We start from the raw sequence: 19,808 nt of genomic DNA on the forward strand, positions 1-19,808 counted from the left end.
TTGATTATTATTTGATTAGCAACTACGATTTAGTAGTTGCTAAATTTTGATTTTACTTGATTTAGTAATATATTTTGTTGATAATTTTTAGTCTTTCCATAGTGCCAATGAATGTTTATAGCTATCACTAGTTTTATCTTGAAGTTCGTTTTTTATTTTTTGAATTGCATTTTTGTAAAATTCTTCGTTATCTTGTAGATTAGTTTGTCTCTCAATTGCGTTGAGTTTAATCAAATAGAAAAACATAGTTATACTATTATGTTTTTCACCATGTAGATTACCATACAGTTTACTGTCGTATGTGTGTGCCTTTTTATATTCATCATCTTGAAAATTATAATAAGCACCCTTTATATATTGTATTATATCCATATTAGGATTATTATCTAGTTTATTCTTTATAAATGTATATATATGATTGAAAGAATTAATTAGATCTTTTTGTTCTTGTATATGTAAGTCATTTGAGATCCACTGAATAATGTTGCTATATATGTTTGCGACTTTTTTGGCTTTTGGATTTGTATAATGCTGTTGGTAAGCTTTTAAATCCATATCAAGTGCATATTTTAGTAATTTAAATTTATCTTCTTCTTCAGCACTTAAAATAGGTTTTTGTGATGAATAGATTTTGGATTTTTGCATTGTAACATTAGGTCTTTGTGTAGTAAGTTTTTGTTTAGTTGTAAGTGTTGTTAAAGATTGAGTTTGCAATTTATTGCCAAATTTATCCGTATCACAACCATACAAAAATAATGTGATATAAAGTATTAACATACTTTTATTTTTATTCATATAATGTTCTCCTTATTAACTAAATATATATTGTTTTTTTATTTTAAAAATATGCCTGTAGTTTTTATTATATGTTTTGTAAAATTATTATTTTGTTATAGAATTTATGTTAAACTGAATTAATTTTTGTTAAATTATAAATAAATCAATTGATGATTATATTGTTTATTTTAATGAAGGGAAGCTTAGTGATGTTCAGATTAGTAAAGAGATGGGAGTATAGAGGAATTAATAATTAAGATGATGAAGAACTTAATAATAAGATATTTGAACTTGATTAAGTTAAACGTGCCAAGGAAATTAAAAAGATGGAATGGTATTATTAAGCTGTGTTTAAATTAAAAAGCAACTGATTTTGAATCATAAGTTAAATTAAAATTTAAAAGAATAATCAAAATAAAGTTGTTTTATCAGGTGGAATTGCAAGTGGTAAAACATTTTTGGCTTGTTATTTATTCTTAAAAACTTTACTTAAAAATAGGCATCTTTATAGGAAAGGTACCAATAATTTTATATTAGGTAACTCACAGAAATCATTAGAAATTAATGTTAGAGAACAGTTTGAAAATCTTGCTAATATGCTTAAAATACCTTTTATTCCCAAATACTCAAATACGTCATATTTTGAAATCGATTCTTTAAGGGTTAATTTATATGGTGAAGATAAAATAAGAGACTTTGAAAGATTTAGAGGAGCGAATTTTGCTGTTATTTATGTTAACGAAGCAACAACTCTTCATAAAGAGACATTAAAAGAAGCGCTTAAGAGACTAAGAATCAAACAAAAGTTTATTATTTTAAAATAGATTATACTGATAACAACACGATATATTCTACATCTAATTTTACAACGTATGATGATGAGACAATTTCAAAGAAATTTATAAGGACGCAAGAAGAAATTTATAAAGTTTCACCAACATATAAAGCCAGTATACTACTTGGCGGCGAATGGGTTGCAAATAATGATGCTATATTTAGCAATATTAATCTCATAAAGAGTATGAATTTAAAAGTCCTATAGTTTGTCTAGAGTCTGCATATAGTAGTGTTGGAGATAATATTGCTTTTTGTGTTTTAGAGAAGGTATTGGATATTTATATTTCAAGATAAAAAATCAACGGTAGATCCATATATAAAGATAATACTAGAGAATTTATATGAAAAATTACTTTAAAATTGCACCAACAAGACCAAAAACAAATAAACATACAAGGATTGTTTCTTTATTAACACCATTTACTTATGAAAATATGTATTTATTAGACTACAATGAGAGTTCTGTATTTCATGATATTTATTCATATAAAGGAGATAGATGCAGTCATGATGATGCTCTTGATGCATTATCAGCTGCATATTTAATTATGTCTTTAAATTATCGTGATAGAAGTCAACATTTTACTAAATTTACTTTCATTTAGCTTATAAATTATTGTATAATAATTACATAAGGAGATTCTTTATGGAGTATATGCAAATGGAACCTGTAATTACTAGGCAGATGGTACTAAATGAGCTTGTAAAAGCGGGTATTAATAGAGAGATTGCAGATGATTTGTCTTATAGATACTATAAAAATGAGCTTACTACTAAAGATCTTCAATATTTAGAAAGTAATTTTAACCTTAAACTAGAAATATTAGAGCGTGGTTTAAAGGCTGAGATTAGAGAACTTGATACTAAGATTGATACTGTAGAGAATAATTTAAATAACAAAATAGATACTAAATTTACAGAACTTGATAACAAAATAGATATTATTGAAAATAACTTAAAATCAGATATTAAAGAACTTGATAATAAGATAGACAAAGTAAGGGACGAATTAAAATCAGATATTTCTCTTGTAAGAAAAGATATGGAAGTGAACAAAATGGAACTTGATACTAAGATAGATATTAAGTTTAAAGAACTTGATACTAAGATAGATAAATTTGCATCAGATGTTAAAGGAACATTAAAATTACATGCTTGGATGTTTGGAACCATTATTACTTTAACTATAGGAATTTTATTAACTCTGATATTTAAATAAGTAAATATTTCTTTTATCTAAGAAATAGGTTTAATTTTTTTTGCAATTTTTTATAATTTTTGCTTTTTTTTTAACAAAAATAAATAATTGATCTACAATTATTTATTGTATATTCAATAAGGTTATAAAGGTTGGAGAGATAATGAAATATAATGCTAAAATCAATTCTTATGAATTATACAGACATTCAATATTTTTCAGGAATTATGTAAATAATGTTGCAGAAGACGTCCTGCACAATGGAATCAACTTAGAAATTGTTTATAGAACTGCTTTAGGTGGTATTGAAGATACGTTAGATAATCTAAAAGTAAAAATTAAAGAAGCACTATTGGATTGTATCATATATTGATGAGATGTGATGGTGGAGTAGGCGAAAGGTAACAATTTGTGGGTTCGATAGCAAATTAGCAAATTTAGGTAAAGGATTTTTGGAAGTATTTGTAAGTTTTGGGGATATGACTACAGGGATATTGGGAATAAAGGCGGGGATTAAAAAAAGTGAAATTGTTGCATATTTTAGTAAAATAATGATTAGTAATACAGTAGATGAAGGATTAAAAGAAATAAATAAGTTATTAGGAGAGATTAAGCAAGGAGAAGATTCTGAGTCTAAGGCTAATTAATAGGTGAATCAATAATCTATTTGAATATAGATAAAATTATTAGATAAGAACGCTGATAAAGGGAGCAATAAAGCTCTCTTTATTTATTTGCGGTATTGTGTATGTTGTATAAAGCCTTATTTATTTGTTTTCTGCTTTTAAAGATAAGCTAGAAAAAAATAAAAAATAAGGAGGCTAGAAGAATGAATATAGAGAAAAAAGGAGAGGGGAAAGTAAGAGTAATATTATTGATGATGATGATGGTGATGATGGGATGTAATAGTGGGGGAGTAAAGGGAGAAGGAACAGGAGGAGGAGAAGGGAGAGGAGGAGGAAGTTTAAGTGAAGTACTGCTGGAAGTAGGGAGAAGTGCGGAGAATGCATTTTATGCATTTATGGGTTTAATAGCAGATACATTAGGTTTTACTGCTAAATCGATTACTAAGAAGAGTGATGTAGGAGAGTATTTTAGCATTTTGGGTGCAAAACTTGGAGAAGCATCAGCAGAATTAGAAAAAGTAGCAAACAAGGCAACATCAGGTGTTGATAAAAGCGATGCATTAAAAAATCCAATTAGAGTTGCAGTTGAGGCGGCTAAGGGAGTTTTAGATACGTTAAAAGGACATTTAGAGTCGTTAAAGGGGATAGGTGGTGATGATAACAAAATAGTCGGTTGGGCAGAAAGTGATAAAGAAGGAGCAGCAGCAAATACAGAAGAATTAAAAAAAGCGTATAAAGCATTGAAAGGAATAGTTGAAACAGCTACTAAAGAAGGTGTTGAAGAGCTAAATGAAGGTAATGTTCAAATGAATGCAGTAACAGTAGGTGTATCTGCTAATCCAGAACACGGAGCTAAGATATTAGCTACAAATGATGCTGGCAAACCAGCAGCAGGGGATACAGGTAAAGCAGCATTAATAGTATCAACTGTAAGTGGAGAAGAAATGTTAGCATCAATTGTTAAACCAGAAGAAAAGGCTTCAAAAATAACAGGTCAGGCAAATGCACAGACAACTCCATTGGAATTTGCTGTAGGAGGTGATGGAGCTAATTTAGCACAAAATTCGGTTAAGCCAAGCTCATTGAGTGGAGGGATAGCTCTACGTTCATTAGTTAAGGCAGGTAAGTTAGCTGCTAATAATAATAATGATGAAAAAGCGGCACAAGCAGCAGGATTAACCGCAGTAAATAAGTTATTAGTAGCAGTAGAAGATATCATTAAAAAGACAGTAAAAAAGACACTTGAGAAAGCAAAGGAAAAAATAGATGACGCAAGAAAGCCAAAAATAGCAGAGTAGTAAATAAGACAGATATTTAGAATTAGATTATTTGGGAATAAGATTAGAAGGTAAGCTTAGAGATTTATCTAGGTTTCCTTCTTTTTTGTTGGAAGGAAAATAAGGAGGCATGTGTAATAAGGAAGAAAATAAAAAACATAAAATCGATAATAATAACTTTATTTTTAATAATAGGATGTAATAGTGGTGGAGTAGCGGGAGGAGAAGGAGGAACAGGAGGAGGCGGGAGTGGGGAGCTAAAAGTTTAAGTGAAGTACTGCTGGAAGTAGGGAGAAGTGCGGAGAATGCATTTTATGCATTTTTGGAGTTAGTGTCAGATGTATTGGGATTTAAGGTGAATAAAGATACAAAGAGAAGTGATGTAGCAGGTTATTTTGATAGTTTAGGAGATAAACTTGGAGAAGCATTATTAGAATTAGAAAAAGTAGCAGTAAAAGCAACATTAGGTGTTGATAAAGGTGAAGAGTCAAATGATGGAAAGAATGCAGTTAGAATTGTGGTTGATGTAGCTAAGGGGAGTTTTGAGTTCATTAAAAACTCATTTAGAATCTTTAAAAGATATAGGTGATGGTAACAAAGTAGTTGATGTAGTAAATAACCAAGATTGAGTAGCAGCAAGTACAGAAGAATTAAAGAAGGCATATAAAGCATTGAAAGGGATAGTGGAAGTAGCAAAGGGAGAGAAGGTTGAAGAACCAAGTGTAAGTGATGTTACATTGTCTCAAGCATCCAATAGGCGCTGATGCAAAAAATGGAGCCAAGGTATTAGCAGCTGGTGCTGATGCAGGAGCAGCAGTGGGAGATAAAGCAGCATTGATAGTGTCCTCAGTGAGAGGAGAGGAGATGTTAGCGTCGATAGTTAAATCAGGAGAAGGAGATTCAACTGGAACAATAGATTCAGATGTCAATGGATCAACAAGTGCGTTAAAGTTTGCTAAAGGAGGAACAGCAGATCATTTGGCAAAAGATGGGGCAAAAGCAGGAGCAGTGAGTGGAGGGATAGCGTTAAGATCGTTGGTTAAAGGAGGTAAGTTAGCTGCAAAAGATAATAATGATGACAAAGCAGTACAAGGAGCAGGGATAACCGCAGTAAATAAGTTATTAGTAGCAGTAGAAGGAATAGTGAAAAAGACAGTAAAGAATGTTTTGGAGAAAGTAAAGCAAGAAATAGGTAAGGCAAGAGATTTAAAAGCAGCAGGTAAGTAGTAGAATTTGGATATAGTTGTTGAAATGATTAGATAAGAATGTTGGTAAAGGGAGCAATGAAGCTCTCTTTTTTTATTTGCAGTATTGTATGTAGTTTGATGAATTGTGTTTCATATAAACATCTTTGTTTCTTCTAATCCTTAATAGATAAGCTAGAAAAAAAATAATAAAAAAATAAGGAGGCGAAAAGAATGAAAAGAGAGAAAAAAGTAGAGGGGAAAGTAAGAGTAGTAATAATGATGGTGATGATGGGATGTAATAGTGGGGGAGTAAGTGGAGAAGAGGGAAAAGGAACACAAGGAATTGGAGGTTTGGGTGAAGTAATTTCACATTTAAGGGAGGGATTTTTGGAGGTTTTTGTATCTTTTGGAAATATACTAAAAGATACATTTGGTCTTACTTCAAATACGACTAAGAAAGAAGTTGGTGAGAGGTTGGGAAAGATTGGGGAAGCAGTAGAGGTAGCTAAAGGCAAATTAGAAGGTATTAAGGGAACTGAGCAGTTTAGTTTAATGAAAGACAAAGTTGATAGTGTAATTACTAATGCAGTTAATATTTTGAAAAAGTTAGTTGAAGGAACAAAAAAATTTAAGGAAGCTACTGATGGCGCTAATGGTAAAATCGGAAATGCTAATGGTACTGAGGATGCAGTGCAGGCAGATATAGCAAGTGTCAAGAGTCTTGTTGAGGGAATTAATATGATCTATGAAGCAGCTAAGGAAGTTAAAGTTGATTTAAAAGGAAATGCTGATAAGACAATTGCCGACTCTAAAGCAATTGCAAAGTTATTTAATAATACTGCTAGTGCTGATGCGACTGGTTTAAAAGCGGCTAATGTTGCATTAAATGCGTCAAGTGGTGCAGATATATTGGCAGCAATTGATGCAGCTAAGAATGGAATAAATGCACCTGCTGGCCAAATTAGTGCTGCAAAAAATGCTTATGACATTGCAGTTGCTATTAAAAATAGTGAAGATGCAGGTGCTGATGTTAGGGAGAAAGGGTCAGTAATAACAGCCGGTTTAGCATTAAGGGCAATGGCTAAAAATGGCAAATTGGCAACTCATGCTAATGTACCAGCAGAAGGACTGAATGCAGTATTAATAGGAGCAGTTAGTAAAACTGTAAATGAGATAGTGTCTACTATAAGAAGAACAGTTGATAAATGTTTGAAAGATGTTGATGATTGCATAAAAGAAAATTCTAATAGTGAAGTAAAATCTAAGTAGTATAATTGTTTCTTAAACCTTTTATTATAGCAAACTTTTTTAAGTTTTGATAAGCATAAATATCCGTAAGGTATTTTTGCTTATTTATTGTAGATTTATATATGTTAAAATGTTGTAAAATTAAGTGGTATTTATGATTTCGTGAGAAAGTGGGAAGTATATAATTAATTTTATTAGATGTTCTAATTTATGAAATGTCATTTATCCATTCATGGTTTTATTTATATGATTTGTGTTTTTGATGGCTTATTTAGGAGATAAGCTAATTTATCATAACTTTTTTATCTTCTATTTCTTCTCCTTTGGAATTACAAAGTGTTAAATCTTTGGTGAAAGGAATTAAAGAGATAGTTGAGATTGTGTTAAGAGGGAAGGGAGATGTAGGTGCTGATGTTACTAAAGGTGATAGTAAGAAAGATGTTGGCAAGTTATTTACTATGACTAATGATAAAGCTGATAATGCGGCAGCTCAAGCAGCAGAAAGTATAGGAGCTATAAATGGAGTTGATATGTTGCAAGCGATAGCCACATCTAGTGAAAATCCTATTGTTAATGAGACTGAGGGAATTGAGAAAGCTGTAGATAGAGCAGGAATTGCAGTTGCTAAAGCTTGTTGATCAAAAGAAAGAGATTAAAGAGTCTACAGCAAAGAAAGATGCAGTAATAGCAGGAGGTATAGCACTTAGAGTTAATTAGTAGGTTAATTATTATATATTGAATATAGTTAAGATTATTAGATAAGAAGGTAGGGGGAGTGTATTGGGGATAAATTTGGAAAGTAAAAAATCGGATGTGGGTAAGTATTTAAGGCAGTACAGAGTACAGTAGAAGGAATTAAGAGTGGGCTTAATAAAATTGTTGCTGAAATGAAAGAAGAAAAGAATCCGAATGCTGCAGCTACTGAGAGTGCAGTGAAGACATTGGTTGAGAGTAAACTAGATAAGATAATTGGTGGAGCAAAGGAGGCAAGTGAGGCAATTGATGATGCTAATGACCCAATTTGCAATATTGCTCAGAATGCTAGTGGGGTTGCTGGTACTGGCATTGAAAAATTAATAAAGGGAATTAAAGATATAGTAGATATAGTCCTTAAAGATATAGGAAATGCTGATGCTGGAGATGATAAAAAAGCTGATGATCTTGCTTCAAGAACTGCTAATGCTGGTGAGGGTGAAGCAGGGAAATTATTTGGTAATGCTGCTATTGCTAATTCTCCTAAAAAATCAGCAGCTGATGCGGCAAAAGCAGTTGGAGCAGTAACTGGTACTGATATATTAAAAGCTGTAATTAAGGGTAATGGTAATGGTGATTCTGCCAAATTTGCTAAAGAACTAACTGGTAATGTTTCTGCGATTCCTAAAGATGCAACTATAGCAGGAGGAATAGCATTGCGAGCAATGGCAAAGGATGGTAAATTTGCTGATGGTAACGCTAATGAGTCAGGGAAAGTAATCAAAGGAGCCGCAATAAGTGCAGTAATTAAGGCATTAGATGCACTCACAATAGCAATAAGAAATACTGTTGATGCAGGGCTTAAAGTTGTTAAAGAAGCAATGAAAATTAATACTAATGAATATATACTAATTCAACTATTAATTAGCCTTAACTTTAACTTCAGAACCCTCTCCTTGCTTAATCTCCCCTAATGCCTCACTAATCCCTTTTAAACTTTCATTCACTGTATTCCCTATTGCTATTGTCAAAGTATTCAATACCTTATTCACCGCACTTGCTGCAGCTCCATTTACTGTCTACTTACAAATTCTAAGATGTCCTAATAAAAATATTATTCGGTTTATCATATAGAATTGTACAGATATATATAGTTATGTACAATTTAACATTAAGATGTTAATGATTATAGTTATTATAGTTGGAATTAACCAAAGTATGATTTCTAATTTGTAAGTTAGATAAATAATCTGACTAAAAACATAACAACGATATATCAAACATAACAAAAATACATCTTTATTTGACATCATAAAACAAAAGACACTGAAAACTTAACTCTCAGTATCTTCCTTTATAACTTTTCTTTACGACTTTATTTTTTCTATTTTTTATTTACTTATATAAAGTTTGACTATCTATTTTGACCATCAGAACCACTCTTTTCAGATAACACAGAAATAGTAATAAGTTTATATAATAATTATTAGGTAAAAAGGCTAGTAGAGAGCGCAATAAAGCTCTCTTTTTTTTTATTTTCTGTATTGATGTGTGTTATATGAATGTTATTCATATAAATCATTTTTTTTCTTCTAATCCTTAAGAGAAAAGCTATAAAAAAAGCTATAAAGAAAGAAAAAACAAGGAGGCGAAAAGAATGAAAAGAGAGAAAAAAGTAGAGGGGAAAGTAAGAGTAAAAGTAGTAATATTAATGGTGATGATGATGGTGATGATGGGATGTAATAGTGGGGGAGTAGGAGGAGGAGAGGAAGGAAAGAATAAATTTTTGCAGTCATTAGTTAATGTGAGTAATGAATTTTTGAATGTTTTCACATCATTTGGGGAAATGGTGGGGAGTGTATTGGGGTTTAATGTTAATTCAAAGAAGTCAGATGTAGGGAATTACTTTAAGAAGGTTCAGGGTACTGTGCAAGGTACCAAGGATAAGCTTGAACAAATTGTTGCTGATATGAAGAAAGTAGGGAATCCTAATACTGTTGAAGTAGAGAGTGTCGTGAAGAAATTAGTTAGTGAAACATTTGATAAGATAATTGACGGTGCAAGTGAGGCTTTAAAAGGAGCTGATGGTGTTGAAGCAATTGGTAATGTTGCTGAACCTGTTGCTGGTGCTGGTGCTGGTGCTGATGTTAATGCGGTTAAGTCTCTTAGTGAGGGAATCAAAAAAATTGTAAGTGTAGTACTTAAGGAAGGAAACGCAGAAGCTGGAAATGATAACGGTCCTGTTAAAGATGATGGTAATGCTGGTGCTGCAAGGGGTGATGCTGGTGCTGGTGCTGATGGTGATGCAAGGAAATTGTTTGCTAATAATAATGCAGGTGATGCTGCTGCTGCAGCAAAAGCAGCAAGAGATGCAGTAAAGGCTGTTGGGGCTGTAACTGGTGCTGACATATTACAAGCTATTGCTAAAGGTGATGATGGTGAATCAGCTAAATTAGCGAAACATAACAATGTTGTTGCTAATAATAACGGTGCTAATGCTAATAATGCTAGAGATGCGATTATAGCAGGAGGAATAGCATTAAGAGCGATGGCAAAGGGAGGTAAATTTGCTAATGCTAGTGCGGCAGCGGCTGGGGTTAAGGCTAATGTTGTTAACGCTGCAGTAAGTGGAGTTACTAAGGCATTAAATACTCTAACTGTTGCAATAAGAAGTGCTGTTGATGAAGGACTTAAAAGTGTAAAAGAAGCAATTAAAATTAATACTAATGATACTCCTGTATCATCTGAGAATAGTGTTTCTGGTGGTCAAAATAAATAGGCGAAGTTATGTAAGTAAATAAAATAAAAATAAAGTCATAAAGTGAAGATACTAAGAGTTAAGCTTTTGGTATCTTTTATTTTATAGTGTGTTAAATAGAAATATGTTACTTGATATTATTAATTTTATTATTTGTGATTTCTTTAAAATATTCTAATTAAAAGTATTCAGTTTATTGTATAAAATTGTACAAACAAAGATAATATGGTGATGGGATGTAATAGTGGAGGAGTAAAGGATCCTGAGAAAGTGTTTTTGAGTGAGATGGTTAATTTTAGGGAAAGGGTTTTTAGAAGTATTTGTGAGTTTTGGTGATATGATTACAGGGACGTTGGGGATAAAGGCTGATACCAAGAAATCAGATATTGGGGTTTATTTTATTAAAATTTCAGAACAATGAAATCAACAAAAGCAAAATTAAATGAAATTTTGGAAAATAATGGACATTATGAAAAGGTAAGAGAAAAAGTTGCTGCATTTATTACAAATAGCAATAAAGCTCTCTCTTTTTTTATTTGCGGTATTGTGTATGTTATATAAAGCCTCATTTATTTGTTTTTTGCTTTAAAAGAAAAGCTATAAAAAAAGCGATAAAGAAAAAAACAAGGAGGCGAAGAAAATGAAGATAGAAGGAGTAGAAGGGGAAATAAAAGGGAAGAGAGGGAAAGAGAGAGTGAAGAGAATGGATAAGAGAGGGAATAGAATGAGAATAAAGGGAATAATATTGATGATAATGATAGTGATGGGATGTAATAGTGGGGGAGTAAAGGAAGGAGCAGAGAATGGCACTGGCGAGAATAAAAATGGGAATAAGGGGATTGTCACTAGGAAGGATGGGACTGTTTTGGATTTAGTCAAAATAAGTCAAAAAATCAAAGAGGTTAGTGATTTTGTGGTAGGTGTTACAGAAGTGGATGCTTTAGTTAAGTCAATAGACAATCTTGTTGCGGCTCTTGGAAAAAAAATTTCTGCTCAAGGTACTGCTGACATTGCTAATAAAAATGCCTCATTAGTTGTGGGGGCCTATAACATAATTGCGTCTGTAGAGACTAAATTGACAGTGTTAGAGCAAATAGTTGGGGCAATTTCTACTGATCTTAAGGCAAAGGTTGCTGATGCTAAGACTAAGAGTACTGCATTTTTAACTAAGGTTAAACAATCAAGTGCCGATATAGGTAAAGATGATACTAGCGCTGCTGATGCACAAAAGGCTCTAAAAAGAGATAATAATGACAAACAGAAGGGAGCTGATGAACTTGATAAATTGTACTTGGCGATTGTTGACTTGGTAAAGGCAGCTAATAATCTATTGGAAGCTACAATTAATGATCTTGTACAAACTTCTTAGATTTTAGTGAAAAGGTAATTAGCTGAAAAAAATTAGGTCAAAAAATAGAAGCTAGGAGTATTGTTCTTTTGGCTTCTATTTTTTGTATTTAAAGTGCATGAGTGTTTTTCAATATTAAAAATATTGCATTATGGATAATATTTAATTATTTAACTTCCTGAATATTGAGTAGGTTTTAAGCTCGAAAATTTAAAGGAAAAGTTGCAAGCAGAAGTTGTTAAGAATGGGAAATATGAAAAAGTTAAAACAGTTTTTGAGAAGTTTATTAGTGGTACTATAGATAGAATTGCTGCAGGAGCAAAGGAAGCAGCAAGTGATGCTACTGGTTGTGGTGCTATTGGAAAATGCTAAGGCAAATGAAGACGCTAAACCTGCAGAAGCAGGAAGTGTTAATAAATTAGTAAAAGGAATAAAGGCAATAGTAGAAGTAGTGTTAAGAAACGATGAGGGTGATTCAGGAGCTACTAAGACCAATGTAGAGCAACAAAAGACAATAGGTGAATTGTTTGAAACAAAGGACAATGCTAGTGAGTCTGCGGCTGCGGCGGCTAATGCAACAGTGGGAGCAGTAAGTGGAGCTGATATATTGAAGGCGATAGCAAAATCAAAGGAAGATCCTAAAGCTGATAGTACTAATGGAATTGAAAAAGCAACAGATGCAGCAGGAATTGCAATTGCTCCTTCTGTTGCTAATAAGAAAGAGATTAAAGAGGATACAGCAAAGAAAGATGCAATAATAGCAGCAGGGATAGCATTAAGAGGGATGGCAAAAGATGGTAAGTTTGCAGCTAAAAGTAATGAGGAGAAATCAGCAAATGCAGTCAATGGAGCAGTAGCAAGTGCAGTAAATAAGGTGTTAAGTACACTTATAATAGCAATAAGGAATAGAGTGGATGAAGGATTAAAAGGGATTAATAAGGTGTTAGGAGAGATTAAACAAGGAGAAGGATCTGTTGCCAAAATTAATGAATAAAAGAATAAGATAATTAGTACAATGTAGAATATAATTAAACTTTTTAATAAAAACTTAGTTAATGAGAGCAATCAAGCTCTCTTTTTTTATTTGCAGTATTATATGTGTTATATAGATCATATTTTTTAAATCCTTAAAAATTAAGTTGAATAAAAAAAATGATGGTGGTGGTGATGGTGATGGTATGTAATAGTGGGGGAGTAGCTGAAGGAGAGGAAGGAAAGAATAAATATTTGCAGTCATTAGTTAATGTGAGTAATGAATTTTTGAATGTTTTCACTTCATTTGGGGAAATGGTAGGGAGTGTATTGGGGTTGAATGTTAATTCAAAGAAGTCAGATGTGGGGAATTACTTTAAGAAGGTTCAAGAGACTGTGCAAGGGATAAAGTATGGACTTAATAAAATTGTTGCTGATATGAAGGAAGAAAAGAATCCGAATGTTGAGGCCACTGAGAGTGCAGTTAAAACATTGGTTGAAAATACACTTGATAAGATAATAGAAGGAGCAAAGACAGCTAGTGAGGCGATAGGAGATGCTAGTGGATTAATAGGAAATGTGGCTGATCAGAATGGAACAGGTGTTGCAGGTACTGATGTTGATAAATTAGTAGAAGGAATTAAGGGAATTGTGAAAGTGGTACTTGAAGGTGTAGGGAAGGCTGATGCTGGGGATTCTAATAAGGCTAGTGATGGTACTGCGAGAACTGCTAATGCTGGAGATGGAGAAGCAGGTAAATTGTTTATTACTGGTAATGGTGCTGCTGGTGATGATGCTAATTCAAAGAAAGTTGCAACAGATGCAGCAAAAGCAGTAGGAGGAGTAAGAGGATCAGATATATTGCAGGCTATAGTTAAAGAAGGTGGTGATGCTTCTAAATTAGCTACTGCTCAGAATCCTGGTTCTGCTCCTAAAGATGCGGTAATAGCAGGTGGAATAGCATTGCGAGCGATGGCAAAAGGTGGTAAATTTGCTAATGGTGCTGCTAATTCAGATGTTTCAGCTGCAGTTAAAGGAGCAGCAGTAAGTGCGGTAACTAAGGCATTAGATATATTGACAATAGGGATAAGAAGAGCAATAGACTTGGGACTTAAGAGTGTCAAAGAAGCAATGAAAACTAATACTGGTGCTACTGCTATAGCATCTGGTAAGAGTGGTTCTAGTAGTCAAAATCAATAATCAGAATACATAACTAAATAATAAAATAAGAGAAAAATTATAAATTAAAGATACTAGGAATTAAGTTCTTGGTATCTTTAATTTTGTAGTGTACTAAACATGGATTTGTTACTGTGTGATTAATTCTATCATTTATGCTTTCATTAAAATGTTCTAGTGAATTGTTATTCATTCGTTGTTGTATACATTTATTTTTTGTTTGTTTGCTTCCTTGTTAGACAAGCATATAAAAACAAAAGGAGGCGAAGAAAATGAATGTAGAAGGAATGAAAGGAATAAAAGGGAAGGAAGAATTGGGAAAGAAAGAGGAGAGTAGGAAGGGAAGGATGGAAAGAAGAGTAGTAAAAGGAATAATAATGGGGATGCTTGTGGTAGTGATGGGATGTAATAGTGGGGGTAGAGATCCGGAGAAAGTGTTTTTGAGTGAGATGGTAAATTTAGGGAAAGGATTTTTAGATTGTGTTTGTGAGTTTTGGCGATATGATTACAGGGACATTGGGGATAAAAGCGGATACAAAGAAAAGTGAAATAGAGGCTTATTTTAGTAAGATTGGGAATACGATGAAAACAGTAAAAGTGAAATTAGGGGAGATTTTGGAAAAGAATGGGCATTATCCGAAGGTGAAAGAGAAGGTAGAGGGATTTATTGGAAAGATAAGTAAGATCGAAGAAGGAGCTAAGAAGGCTGCTTTGGGAGTTAGTGCTGGAGGTAGTGAAGTAATAGGAAGTGCTGTCAAAAATCAGAATGCATCTCCTTCAGAATTACAAAGTGTTAAATCTCTAGTGAAAGGAATTAAAGAGATAGTTGAAATTGTTTTAAAAGGGAGGGGAGATGGGGGAGCTGATTTTACTAAAGATGATAGTAAAAAAGATGTTGGTAAGTTGTTTACTACTACTGATGCTAATAGAGCTGATAATGCGGCAGCCCAAGCAGCAGCAGCGTCAATAGGGGCAGTAAGTGGGTCAGATATATTGCAAGCGATAGCTAAGTCTAAAGAAGATCCTCAAGTTTATAATACTGATGGAATTGAGAAAGCTGTAGATGCAGCAGAGATAGCAGTTGCTAAAGCTGTTGATAATAAAAAAGAGATTAAAGAGGGAGCACAAAAAGATGCAGTAATAGCAGGAGGGATAGCATTGAGGGCAATGGCAAAAGATGGTAAATTTGCGGCTAAGCAGGATGCTAGTGATAAATATGCTAATGCAGTAAATGGTGTAGTAGCAAGTGCAGTAAGTAAGGTATTGAGTACATTGACAATAGCAATCAGGAATAGAGTGGATTTAGGATTAAAAGAGATTAATAAATTATTAGGAGAAATTAAGCAAGGAGAGGGTTCTGAAGCTAAAGTTAGTGAATAGTTTGAATTAGAAATATTTTGAATATATTTGGATTAATTAGGTAAATAATTAGTTAAGAGGGCTTATTTTAGCTCTCTTTTTTTATTTGCGGTATTGTATGTGTTATATAACACATATTTTTTTGCTTCCTTTATTAGATAAGCTAGAAAAAAATAAAAAATAAGGAGGCTAGAAGAATGAATATAGAGAAAAAAGGAGAGGGGAAAGTAAGAGTAGTGATATTAATGATGATGATGGTGATGATGATGGGATGTAATAGTGGAGGTAATGATCCAGAGAAAGTATTTTTGAGTGAGATGGTAAATTTAGGGAAAGGGTTTTTAGATGTTTTTGTAAGTTTTGGCGATATGATTACAGGGACATTGGGGATAAAGGCTGATACAAAGAAAAGTGAGATTGGTGGATATTTTACTAAGATAGCAGAGACAATGAAGGAAGTTAGAGGGAAATTAGGGAAGATTTTAGAAAAGAATGGGCATTATGCAAAGGTAAAAGAGAAGGTTGGTGAATTTATCACAACTATTGATAAGATTGAAGAAGGAGCAAAAACTGCGGCTGGGGGTATTAGTGGTGATGATAAAATTAGTGCTGCATCTGCTGCTGGACAAGACGCTGCTCCTGCTGACAAAGATTCAGTTAATTTTCTTGTTAATGGAATTAAAACTATAGTTGCTGTTGTTTTAAGAGCAAATGAGGGAGATGCTACTGCTACAAAAACAGCGGATACAGAGAAAAAATCAGTTGGGAAATTGTTTAGTGGTACTAATGCTGCTGATGGAACAGATGCACATGCAGCGGCAGCAAGTGCGTCAATAGGAGCAGTAAGTGGAGCTGATATATTGCAAGCTATTGCTAAATCTGCTAATGCTGCTGATAATGAAATTCAGATTGTTAATGCAAAGAATGCTGCTGAAATTGCTGCTGCTAAGAAAGAAAATGCTGGTACTGAATTTAATGTTGATGATGTTAAAAAAGATGCAGTAATAGCTGCAGGAATAGCTTTAAGAGCAATGTCAAAGGGAGGTAAATTTGCTGCTAAGAATGAAGATAAATCTGCACATGCAGTCAATGGTGTAGCAGCAAGTGCTGTAACTAAAGTATTAAATACGCTAATAATATCAATAAGAAATACTGTTGATAGTGGTTTAAAGGAGGTAAATGAAGTACTGGCTACAATTAAACAAGAAGATAAGGCATCAGCAAACGTGGCAGCTAGTGGACAACAATAAATAATTGTAGAAAAAATTAGTAAAGTAAATAAAGTTATTTCAAGGAGACACTTCTCTTATTGTTGTAAAGTATATAGGGAAGATGTTTTCTTGTTAATTTAAGCAATTTAATATATTTCCTTTATATTTGGTATTGTTCAAACTTTTTCTACTAAATAAATCGTAAAACTAAATAATAAAGACAAAACAGAGAAACACTTTTCTATTTTTGTAGTAAGGATGTTTTCTTTTTTGCGTTTTTAATTTGTGATTTTTCTATTGAAGTAGGTTTAGAAAGTATAAATAAAATCTTTGAACTAGATTAATAGAGATAGAAGGAAAAAAAATATGAATGGAATTGAGAAAGCGGGAGATGTAGCAGAGATTTCTATTGCTTCAGCTTGTTAATGATAAAAAGAAATTAAGGATTGGTGCAAGGAGAGATGCAGTAGTAGCAGATGGGATAGATTAAGAATATATTGGGAGCAATTAAACAAGGAAATAATCCTGTTGCTAAAGTTAGTGAATAAATTCAATTAGTAATATTTATAATATAACTTGAATTAATTATCAGTATTGTATGTGTTATATGAATAATATTTTATATAAATCGTATTTTTTTGCCTCTAATCTTTTAAAGAAAAGCTATAAAAAAACAAAATAAGGAGGCTAAGGAAATGAAAATAGAGGAAATAAAAGGAATAAAAGGGAAGAGAGAAATAAATAGAGAGAGGGGAGAGAGTGAATAGAAGAGTAATAATATTAATGATGATGATAGTGATGGGATGTAATAGTGGGGGAGTATCTGGAGGAGAGGGGAAGGTAGACTTTAGCAAAGGAAGAATAGTTTTTTAGAGTCATTAGTAAAGATAGGAGAGGGGTTTCAGGAGATTTTTGCTGGGTTTGGGAGTGCAATAGGGGATGTATTAGGGTTTAATGTAGTTAAAGTGGGAGATAATAGAAGTAAAGTAGGAGAACATTTTAAGAAAGTAGGAGAAGGACTTACAACAACTAAGAATAAGTTAAAGGAGTTAAAAGTTAAAATATCTGAAGCTAAGAATGCTGATGGAGTTACAATTGAAGCTGTTAAAGGTGCAATCAAAGGAGCAAGTGATGTTTTTACACGACTAATTACTTCACTAACTAAACTTGCTGGTGTAACTAATGATGGTAGTCCAATTGGTGATGTTAATTCTGGTGGTCAGGTAACAGCTGCTAATGCTACTGATGCCCCTGCTGTTCTTGGTGGTCATAATAGTAATGCAGGTCAGGGAGCTGGTGATAAATTGGCATCTGAAGTTTCAAAAGCCGATTCATGGGCAATGATTGATAAGATTAAAAATGCTAGGGCTATTGATGGTGCTGCTCTTAATGCTGGCAATAATAATGAGACTGGGGCACTAACTGCTTCTAATGCTAATGCTGCTGCTGCTAATTCAGGCGCAAAGACCAATGCCGATTTAGCAGCAGCTGTTGCATTAAAAGCAATGATTAAGGGTGGTAAGTTTGGTTCTAATGCTGCAGATATTGAAACAGTTAAGGTAGCTTCTGTAAGTGCAGTAAATAAGGTATTAGGGATACTTGATATAATAATTAAGAAAACAGTAGAAAGTAATTTAGATAAAATAAGAGAAGCAGTGAAGGGAATAAAATACTCTGAAAGTGGTGGAACCGCGGCTAGTCAATCTGATGCTACTCAATCTGTTGTTACTAAATAAAGAATAAATAGTGATTAATAAATTATGAAATGTAAACACTTCTTTTTATAATGCTATAATAGAGAGAAGTGTTATTTTTGTTAATTATGTTATTTGATGTATATGTTCTAATTAAAAATATTCGGTTTTTTGTATAAAATTGTACAGATTTGTATAGTTGTAAGAATTTGTAAAAATATAATGTGTAATTAATTATAAAAAGTAAGTTTTTAACCATCTATATGAAATATCTTAGTTATTTAAAGAGACTTAATGGTACCCATTTATAATGTTAATTTTAGTATGGTATAGAAATATGCATTGAAACTTACAAAGAGCCAATATCTTACGTAATAGATATATATAAAAATGTAGAAAGGTTTAGCTTGAATAAAGAAAAGCAGATAAGAGAGAGAAGATAGAGCTCTATTATTTAATGTGCAGTAGTTGTGTATAGTTATATAAATTATATTTCAATAAATCATATCGTTGATTTGATTTATTCTTTTTTGCTTTTTTATTAGTTGTGCCTTTTAGTCTTAATAAAACATACAAAAAATAGGAGATTGGTAAAAATGGAAAGAAAGAAGAAGAGACAAATCAGAAAAATGATGATGGTAGTGATGGGATGTAATAGTAGGGGTAAGGATCCAGAGAAAGTATTTTTGAGTGAGATGGTAAATTTAGGTAAAGGATTTTTAGATGTTTTTGTGAGTTTTGGCGATATGATTACAGGGACATTGGGGGGATAAAAGCGGATACGAAGAAGAGTGATATAGGTAAGTATTTTACTGATATTGCAGCAACAATGGAGTCTGTTAAAAATAAATTGCAAACAGAAGTTGCGAAGAATGGGGAATATGAAAAGGTTAAAACAGTTGTTGAGCAGTTTATTAGTGGTACTGTAGATAAGATTGCAGAAGGAGCAAAAGAAGCAGCAAAAGGGGCTACTGGTGATGATAAGATTGGTGGTGCTACTCAAGCTGGTCAAGATGCTAATGCTGCAGATAGAGTTGCTGTTAATTCACTAGTTAAAGGAATTAAAGAGATAGTTGGAGTGGTTTTAAAGGATAATGAAGGGAATGCAGGCGCTACTAAGACTGGAGATACAGAGAAAAAATCAATTGGTAAACTTTTTGCAAAGAAAGATGATGATAGAGCTCAAGAGGCTGAAGCAGCAGCCGCAAATGCCTCAATCGGCTCAGTAAGTGGTGCTGATATATTGAAGGCAATAGTAAAGTCTAAAGAAGATCCTAAAGTTAATGATGCTGAAGGAATTGTAAAAGCAACAGATGCAGCAGAGATTGCGGTTGCTCCAGCTAAAGATGATAAAAAAGAAATTTCAGAAGAATCGGCAAAAAAAGATGCAATAATTGCTGCAGGTCTTCCAGCACCACTGGCGCCCGCTCGAGCACCCGGCTCT

13 protein-coding genes and 11 pseudogenes are annotated in these 19,808 nt (G+C 32.9%); 21 read left to right on the forward strand and 3 right to left on the reverse strand.

Annotation, left to right across the window (positions count from 1 at the left end; translation table 11 throughout):
• Positions 1-87: 87 nt before the first annotated feature.
• Complete coding sequence (locus BDU_RS06720; protein ID WP_012539602.1) at positions 88-795, reverse strand: Mlp family lipoprotein; 708 nt, start codon at positions 793-795, stop codon at positions 88-90.
• Between the two features lie 160 nt (positions 796-955).
• Between BDU_RS06720 and BDU_RS08805 the strand changes: the two genes are divergently transcribed.
• The 11 genes and pseudogenes from BDU_RS08805 to BDU_RS06765 all read left to right on the forward strand — a co-directional run.
• Positions 956-1,018, forward strand: a complete 63-nt coding sequence (locus tag BDU_RS08805) for a hypothetical protein (protein WP_318250850.1) — start codon at positions 956-958, stop codon at positions 1,016-1,018.
• Between the two features lie 196 nt (positions 1,019-1,214).
• The gene (locus BDU_RS08810) at positions 1,215-1,601 is read left to right on the forward strand and encodes a terminase large subunit domain-containing protein (protein ID WP_318250851.1); all 387 of its coding nucleotides are present in this window, start codon (positions 1,215-1,217) and stop codon (positions 1,599-1,601) included.
• A 354-nt stretch (positions 1,602-1,955) separates the two neighbouring features.
• Positions 1,956-2,219 carry a hypothetical protein gene (locus BDU_RS08815; protein WP_049752320.1) on the forward strand — a complete coding sequence of 88 codons (264 nt, stop codon included), beginning with the start codon at positions 1,956-1,958 and terminating at the stop codon, positions 2,217-2,219.
• Positions 2,220-2,260: 41 nt separating this feature from the next.
• Complete coding sequence (gene bdr / locus BDU_RS08820) at positions 2,261-2,833, forward strand: Bdr family repetitive protein (protein ID WP_041177935.1); 573 nt, start codon at positions 2,261-2,263, stop codon at positions 2,831-2,833.
• 142 nt (positions 2,834-2,975) lie between these two features.
• On the forward strand, positions 2,976-3,185 hold the full coding sequence (locus tag BDU_RS06735) for an anti-CBASS Acb1 family protein (protein WP_041177936.1): 210 nt from the start codon (positions 2,976-2,978) through the stop codon (positions 3,183-3,185).
• 43 nt (positions 3,186-3,228) lie between these two features.
• Positions 3,229-3,420, forward strand: a pseudogene (locus BDU_RS08825) (variable large family protein); the annotation flags it as partial.
• Between the two features lie 221 nt (positions 3,421-3,641).
• Positions 3,642-4,736, forward strand: coding sequence for a variable large family protein (locus BDU_RS06745; RefSeq protein WP_012539604.1), 1,095 nt, complete (start codon positions 3,642-3,644; stop codon positions 4,734-4,736).
• Positions 4,737-4,852: 116 nt separating this feature from the next.
• Positions 4,853-5,942 (forward strand): annotated as a pseudogene (locus BDU_RS06750) (variable large family protein).
• A gap of 191 nt (positions 5,943-6,133) precedes the next feature.
• Positions 6,134-7,171: a variable large family protein gene (locus tag BDU_RS06755; RefSeq protein ID WP_012539605.1), complete on the forward strand. Its 1,038-nt coding sequence runs from the start codon at positions 6,134-6,136 to the stop codon at positions 7,169-7,171.
• 311 nt (positions 7,172-7,482) lie between these two features.
• Positions 7,483-7,858, forward strand: a pseudogene (locus BDU_RS06760) (variable large family protein); the annotation flags it as partial.
• A gap of 63 nt (positions 7,859-7,921) precedes the next feature.
• Positions 7,922-8,817, forward strand: a pseudogene (locus BDU_RS06765) (variable large family protein); the annotation flags it as partial.
• On the opposite strand, the pseudogene BDU_RS08360 reads toward BDU_RS06765, so the two are convergent.
• Positions 8,764-8,919: pseudogene (locus tag BDU_RS08360) on the reverse strand (variable large family protein); the annotation flags it as partial. The pseudogenes BDU_RS06765 and BDU_RS08360 overlap by 54 nt on opposite strands.
• Positions 8,920-9,500: 581 nt before the next feature.
• Here BDU_RS08360 and BDU_RS06770 point away from each other — a divergent pair.
• The 6 genes and pseudogenes from BDU_RS06770 to BDU_RS06785 all read left to right on the forward strand — a co-directional run bounded on the left by BDU_RS06770 (position 9,501) and on the right by BDU_RS06785 (position 14,121).
• A complete protein-coding gene (locus tag BDU_RS06770; protein WP_012539606.1) occupies positions 9,501-10,622 on the forward strand; it encodes a variable large family protein in 1,122 nt (373 codons plus the stop codon).
• A gap of 204 nt (positions 10,623-10,826) precedes the next feature.
• Positions 10,827-11,120, forward strand: a pseudogene (locus BDU_RS08130) (variable large family protein); the annotation flags it as partial.
• A 121-nt stretch (positions 11,121-11,241) separates the two neighbouring features.
• Positions 11,242-11,442, forward strand: a pseudogene (locus BDU_RS09110) (Vsp/OspC family lipoprotein); the annotation flags it as partial.
• A gap of 24 nt (positions 11,443-11,466) precedes the next feature.
• Complete coding sequence (locus BDU_RS06775) at positions 11,467-11,970, forward strand: Vsp/OspC family lipoprotein (RefSeq protein ID WP_318250852.1); 504 nt, start codon at positions 11,467-11,469, stop codon at positions 11,968-11,970.
• Between the two features lie 180 nt (positions 11,971-12,150).
• Positions 12,151-12,943, forward strand: a pseudogene (locus BDU_RS06780) (variable large family protein); the annotation flags it as partial.
• 158 nt (positions 12,944-13,101) lie between these two features.
• The gene (locus BDU_RS06785; RefSeq protein ID WP_012539608.1) at positions 13,102-14,121 is read left to right on the forward strand and encodes a variable large family protein; all 1,020 of its coding nucleotides are present in this window, start codon (positions 13,102-13,104) and stop codon (positions 14,119-14,121) included.
• Between the two features lie 37 nt (positions 14,122-14,158).
• On the opposite strand, the gene BDU_RS08835 is transcribed toward BDU_RS06785, so the two are convergent.
• Positions 14,159-14,293, reverse strand: coding sequence for a hypothetical protein (locus BDU_RS08835; protein WP_318250840.1), 135 nt, complete (start codon positions 14,291-14,293; stop codon positions 14,159-14,161).
• Between the two features lie 154 nt (positions 14,294-14,447).
• On the opposite strand from BDU_RS08835, the pseudogene BDU_RS06790 reads away from it, so the two are divergent.
• The 4 genes and pseudogenes from BDU_RS06790 to BDU_RS06805 all read left to right on the forward strand — a co-directional run.
• Positions 14,448-15,480, forward strand: a pseudogene (locus BDU_RS06790) (variable large family protein).
• Positions 15,481-15,656: 176 nt separating this feature from the next.
• Positions 15,657-16,709: a variable large family protein gene (locus BDU_RS06795; protein ID WP_012539494.1), complete on the forward strand. Its 1,053-nt coding sequence runs from the start codon at positions 15,657-15,659 to the stop codon at positions 16,707-16,709.
• A 744-nt stretch (positions 16,710-17,453) separates the two neighbouring features.
• Positions 17,454-18,406 (forward strand): annotated as a pseudogene (locus BDU_RS06800) (variable large family protein).
• A 554-nt stretch (positions 18,407-18,960) separates the two neighbouring features.
• Positions 18,961-19,808: pseudogene (locus BDU_RS06805) on the forward strand (variable large family protein); the annotation flags it as partial.

The sequence above is a fragment of the Borrelia duttonii Ly genome (assembly GCF_000019685.1).
In the GTDB taxonomy this organism is placed as follows: Bacteria; Spirochaetota; Spirochaetia; order Borreliales; family Borreliaceae; genus Borrelia; species Borrelia duttonii.

What these genes read in the sequence shown, in the direction of transcription:
- BDU_RS06720 (WP_012539602.1), bottom strand. Translation starts at nt 795, where the DNA reads ATGAATAAAAATAAAAGTATGTTAATACTTTATATCACATTATTTTTG.
- BDU_RS08815 (WP_049752320.1), top strand. Translation starts at nt 1,956, where the DNA reads ATGAAAAATTACTTTAAAATTGCACCAACAAGACCAAAAACAAATAAA.
- bdr (WP_041177935.1), top strand. Translation starts at nt 2,261, where the DNA reads ATGGAGTATATGCAAATGGAACCTGTAATTACTAGGCAGATGGTACTA.
- BDU_RS06735 (WP_041177936.1), top strand. Translation starts at nt 2,976, where the DNA reads ATGAAATATAATGCTAAAATCAATTCTTATGAATTATACAGACATTCA.
- BDU_RS06745 (WP_012539604.1), top strand. Translation starts at nt 3,642, where the DNA reads ATGAATATAGAGAAAAAAGGAGAGGGGAAAGTAAGAGTAATATTATTG.
- BDU_RS06755 (WP_012539605.1), top strand. Translation starts at nt 6,134, where the DNA reads ATGAAAAGAGAGAAAAAAGTAGAGGGGAAAGTAAGAGTAGTAATAATG.
- BDU_RS06770 (WP_012539606.1), top strand. Translation starts at nt 9,501, where the DNA reads ATGAAAAGAGAGAAAAAAGTAGAGGGGAAAGTAAGAGTAAAAGTAGTA.
- BDU_RS06785 (WP_012539608.1), top strand. Translation starts at nt 13,102, where the DNA reads ATGATGGTGGTGGTGATGGTGATGGTATGTAATAGTGGGGGAGTAGCT.
- BDU_RS08835 (WP_318250840.1), bottom strand. Translation starts at nt 14,293, where the DNA reads ATGAATAACAATTCACTAGAACATTTTAATGAAAGCATAAATGATAGA.
- BDU_RS06795 (WP_012539494.1), top strand. Translation starts at nt 15,657, where the DNA reads ATGAATATAGAGAAAAAAGGAGAGGGGAAAGTAAGAGTAGTGATATTA.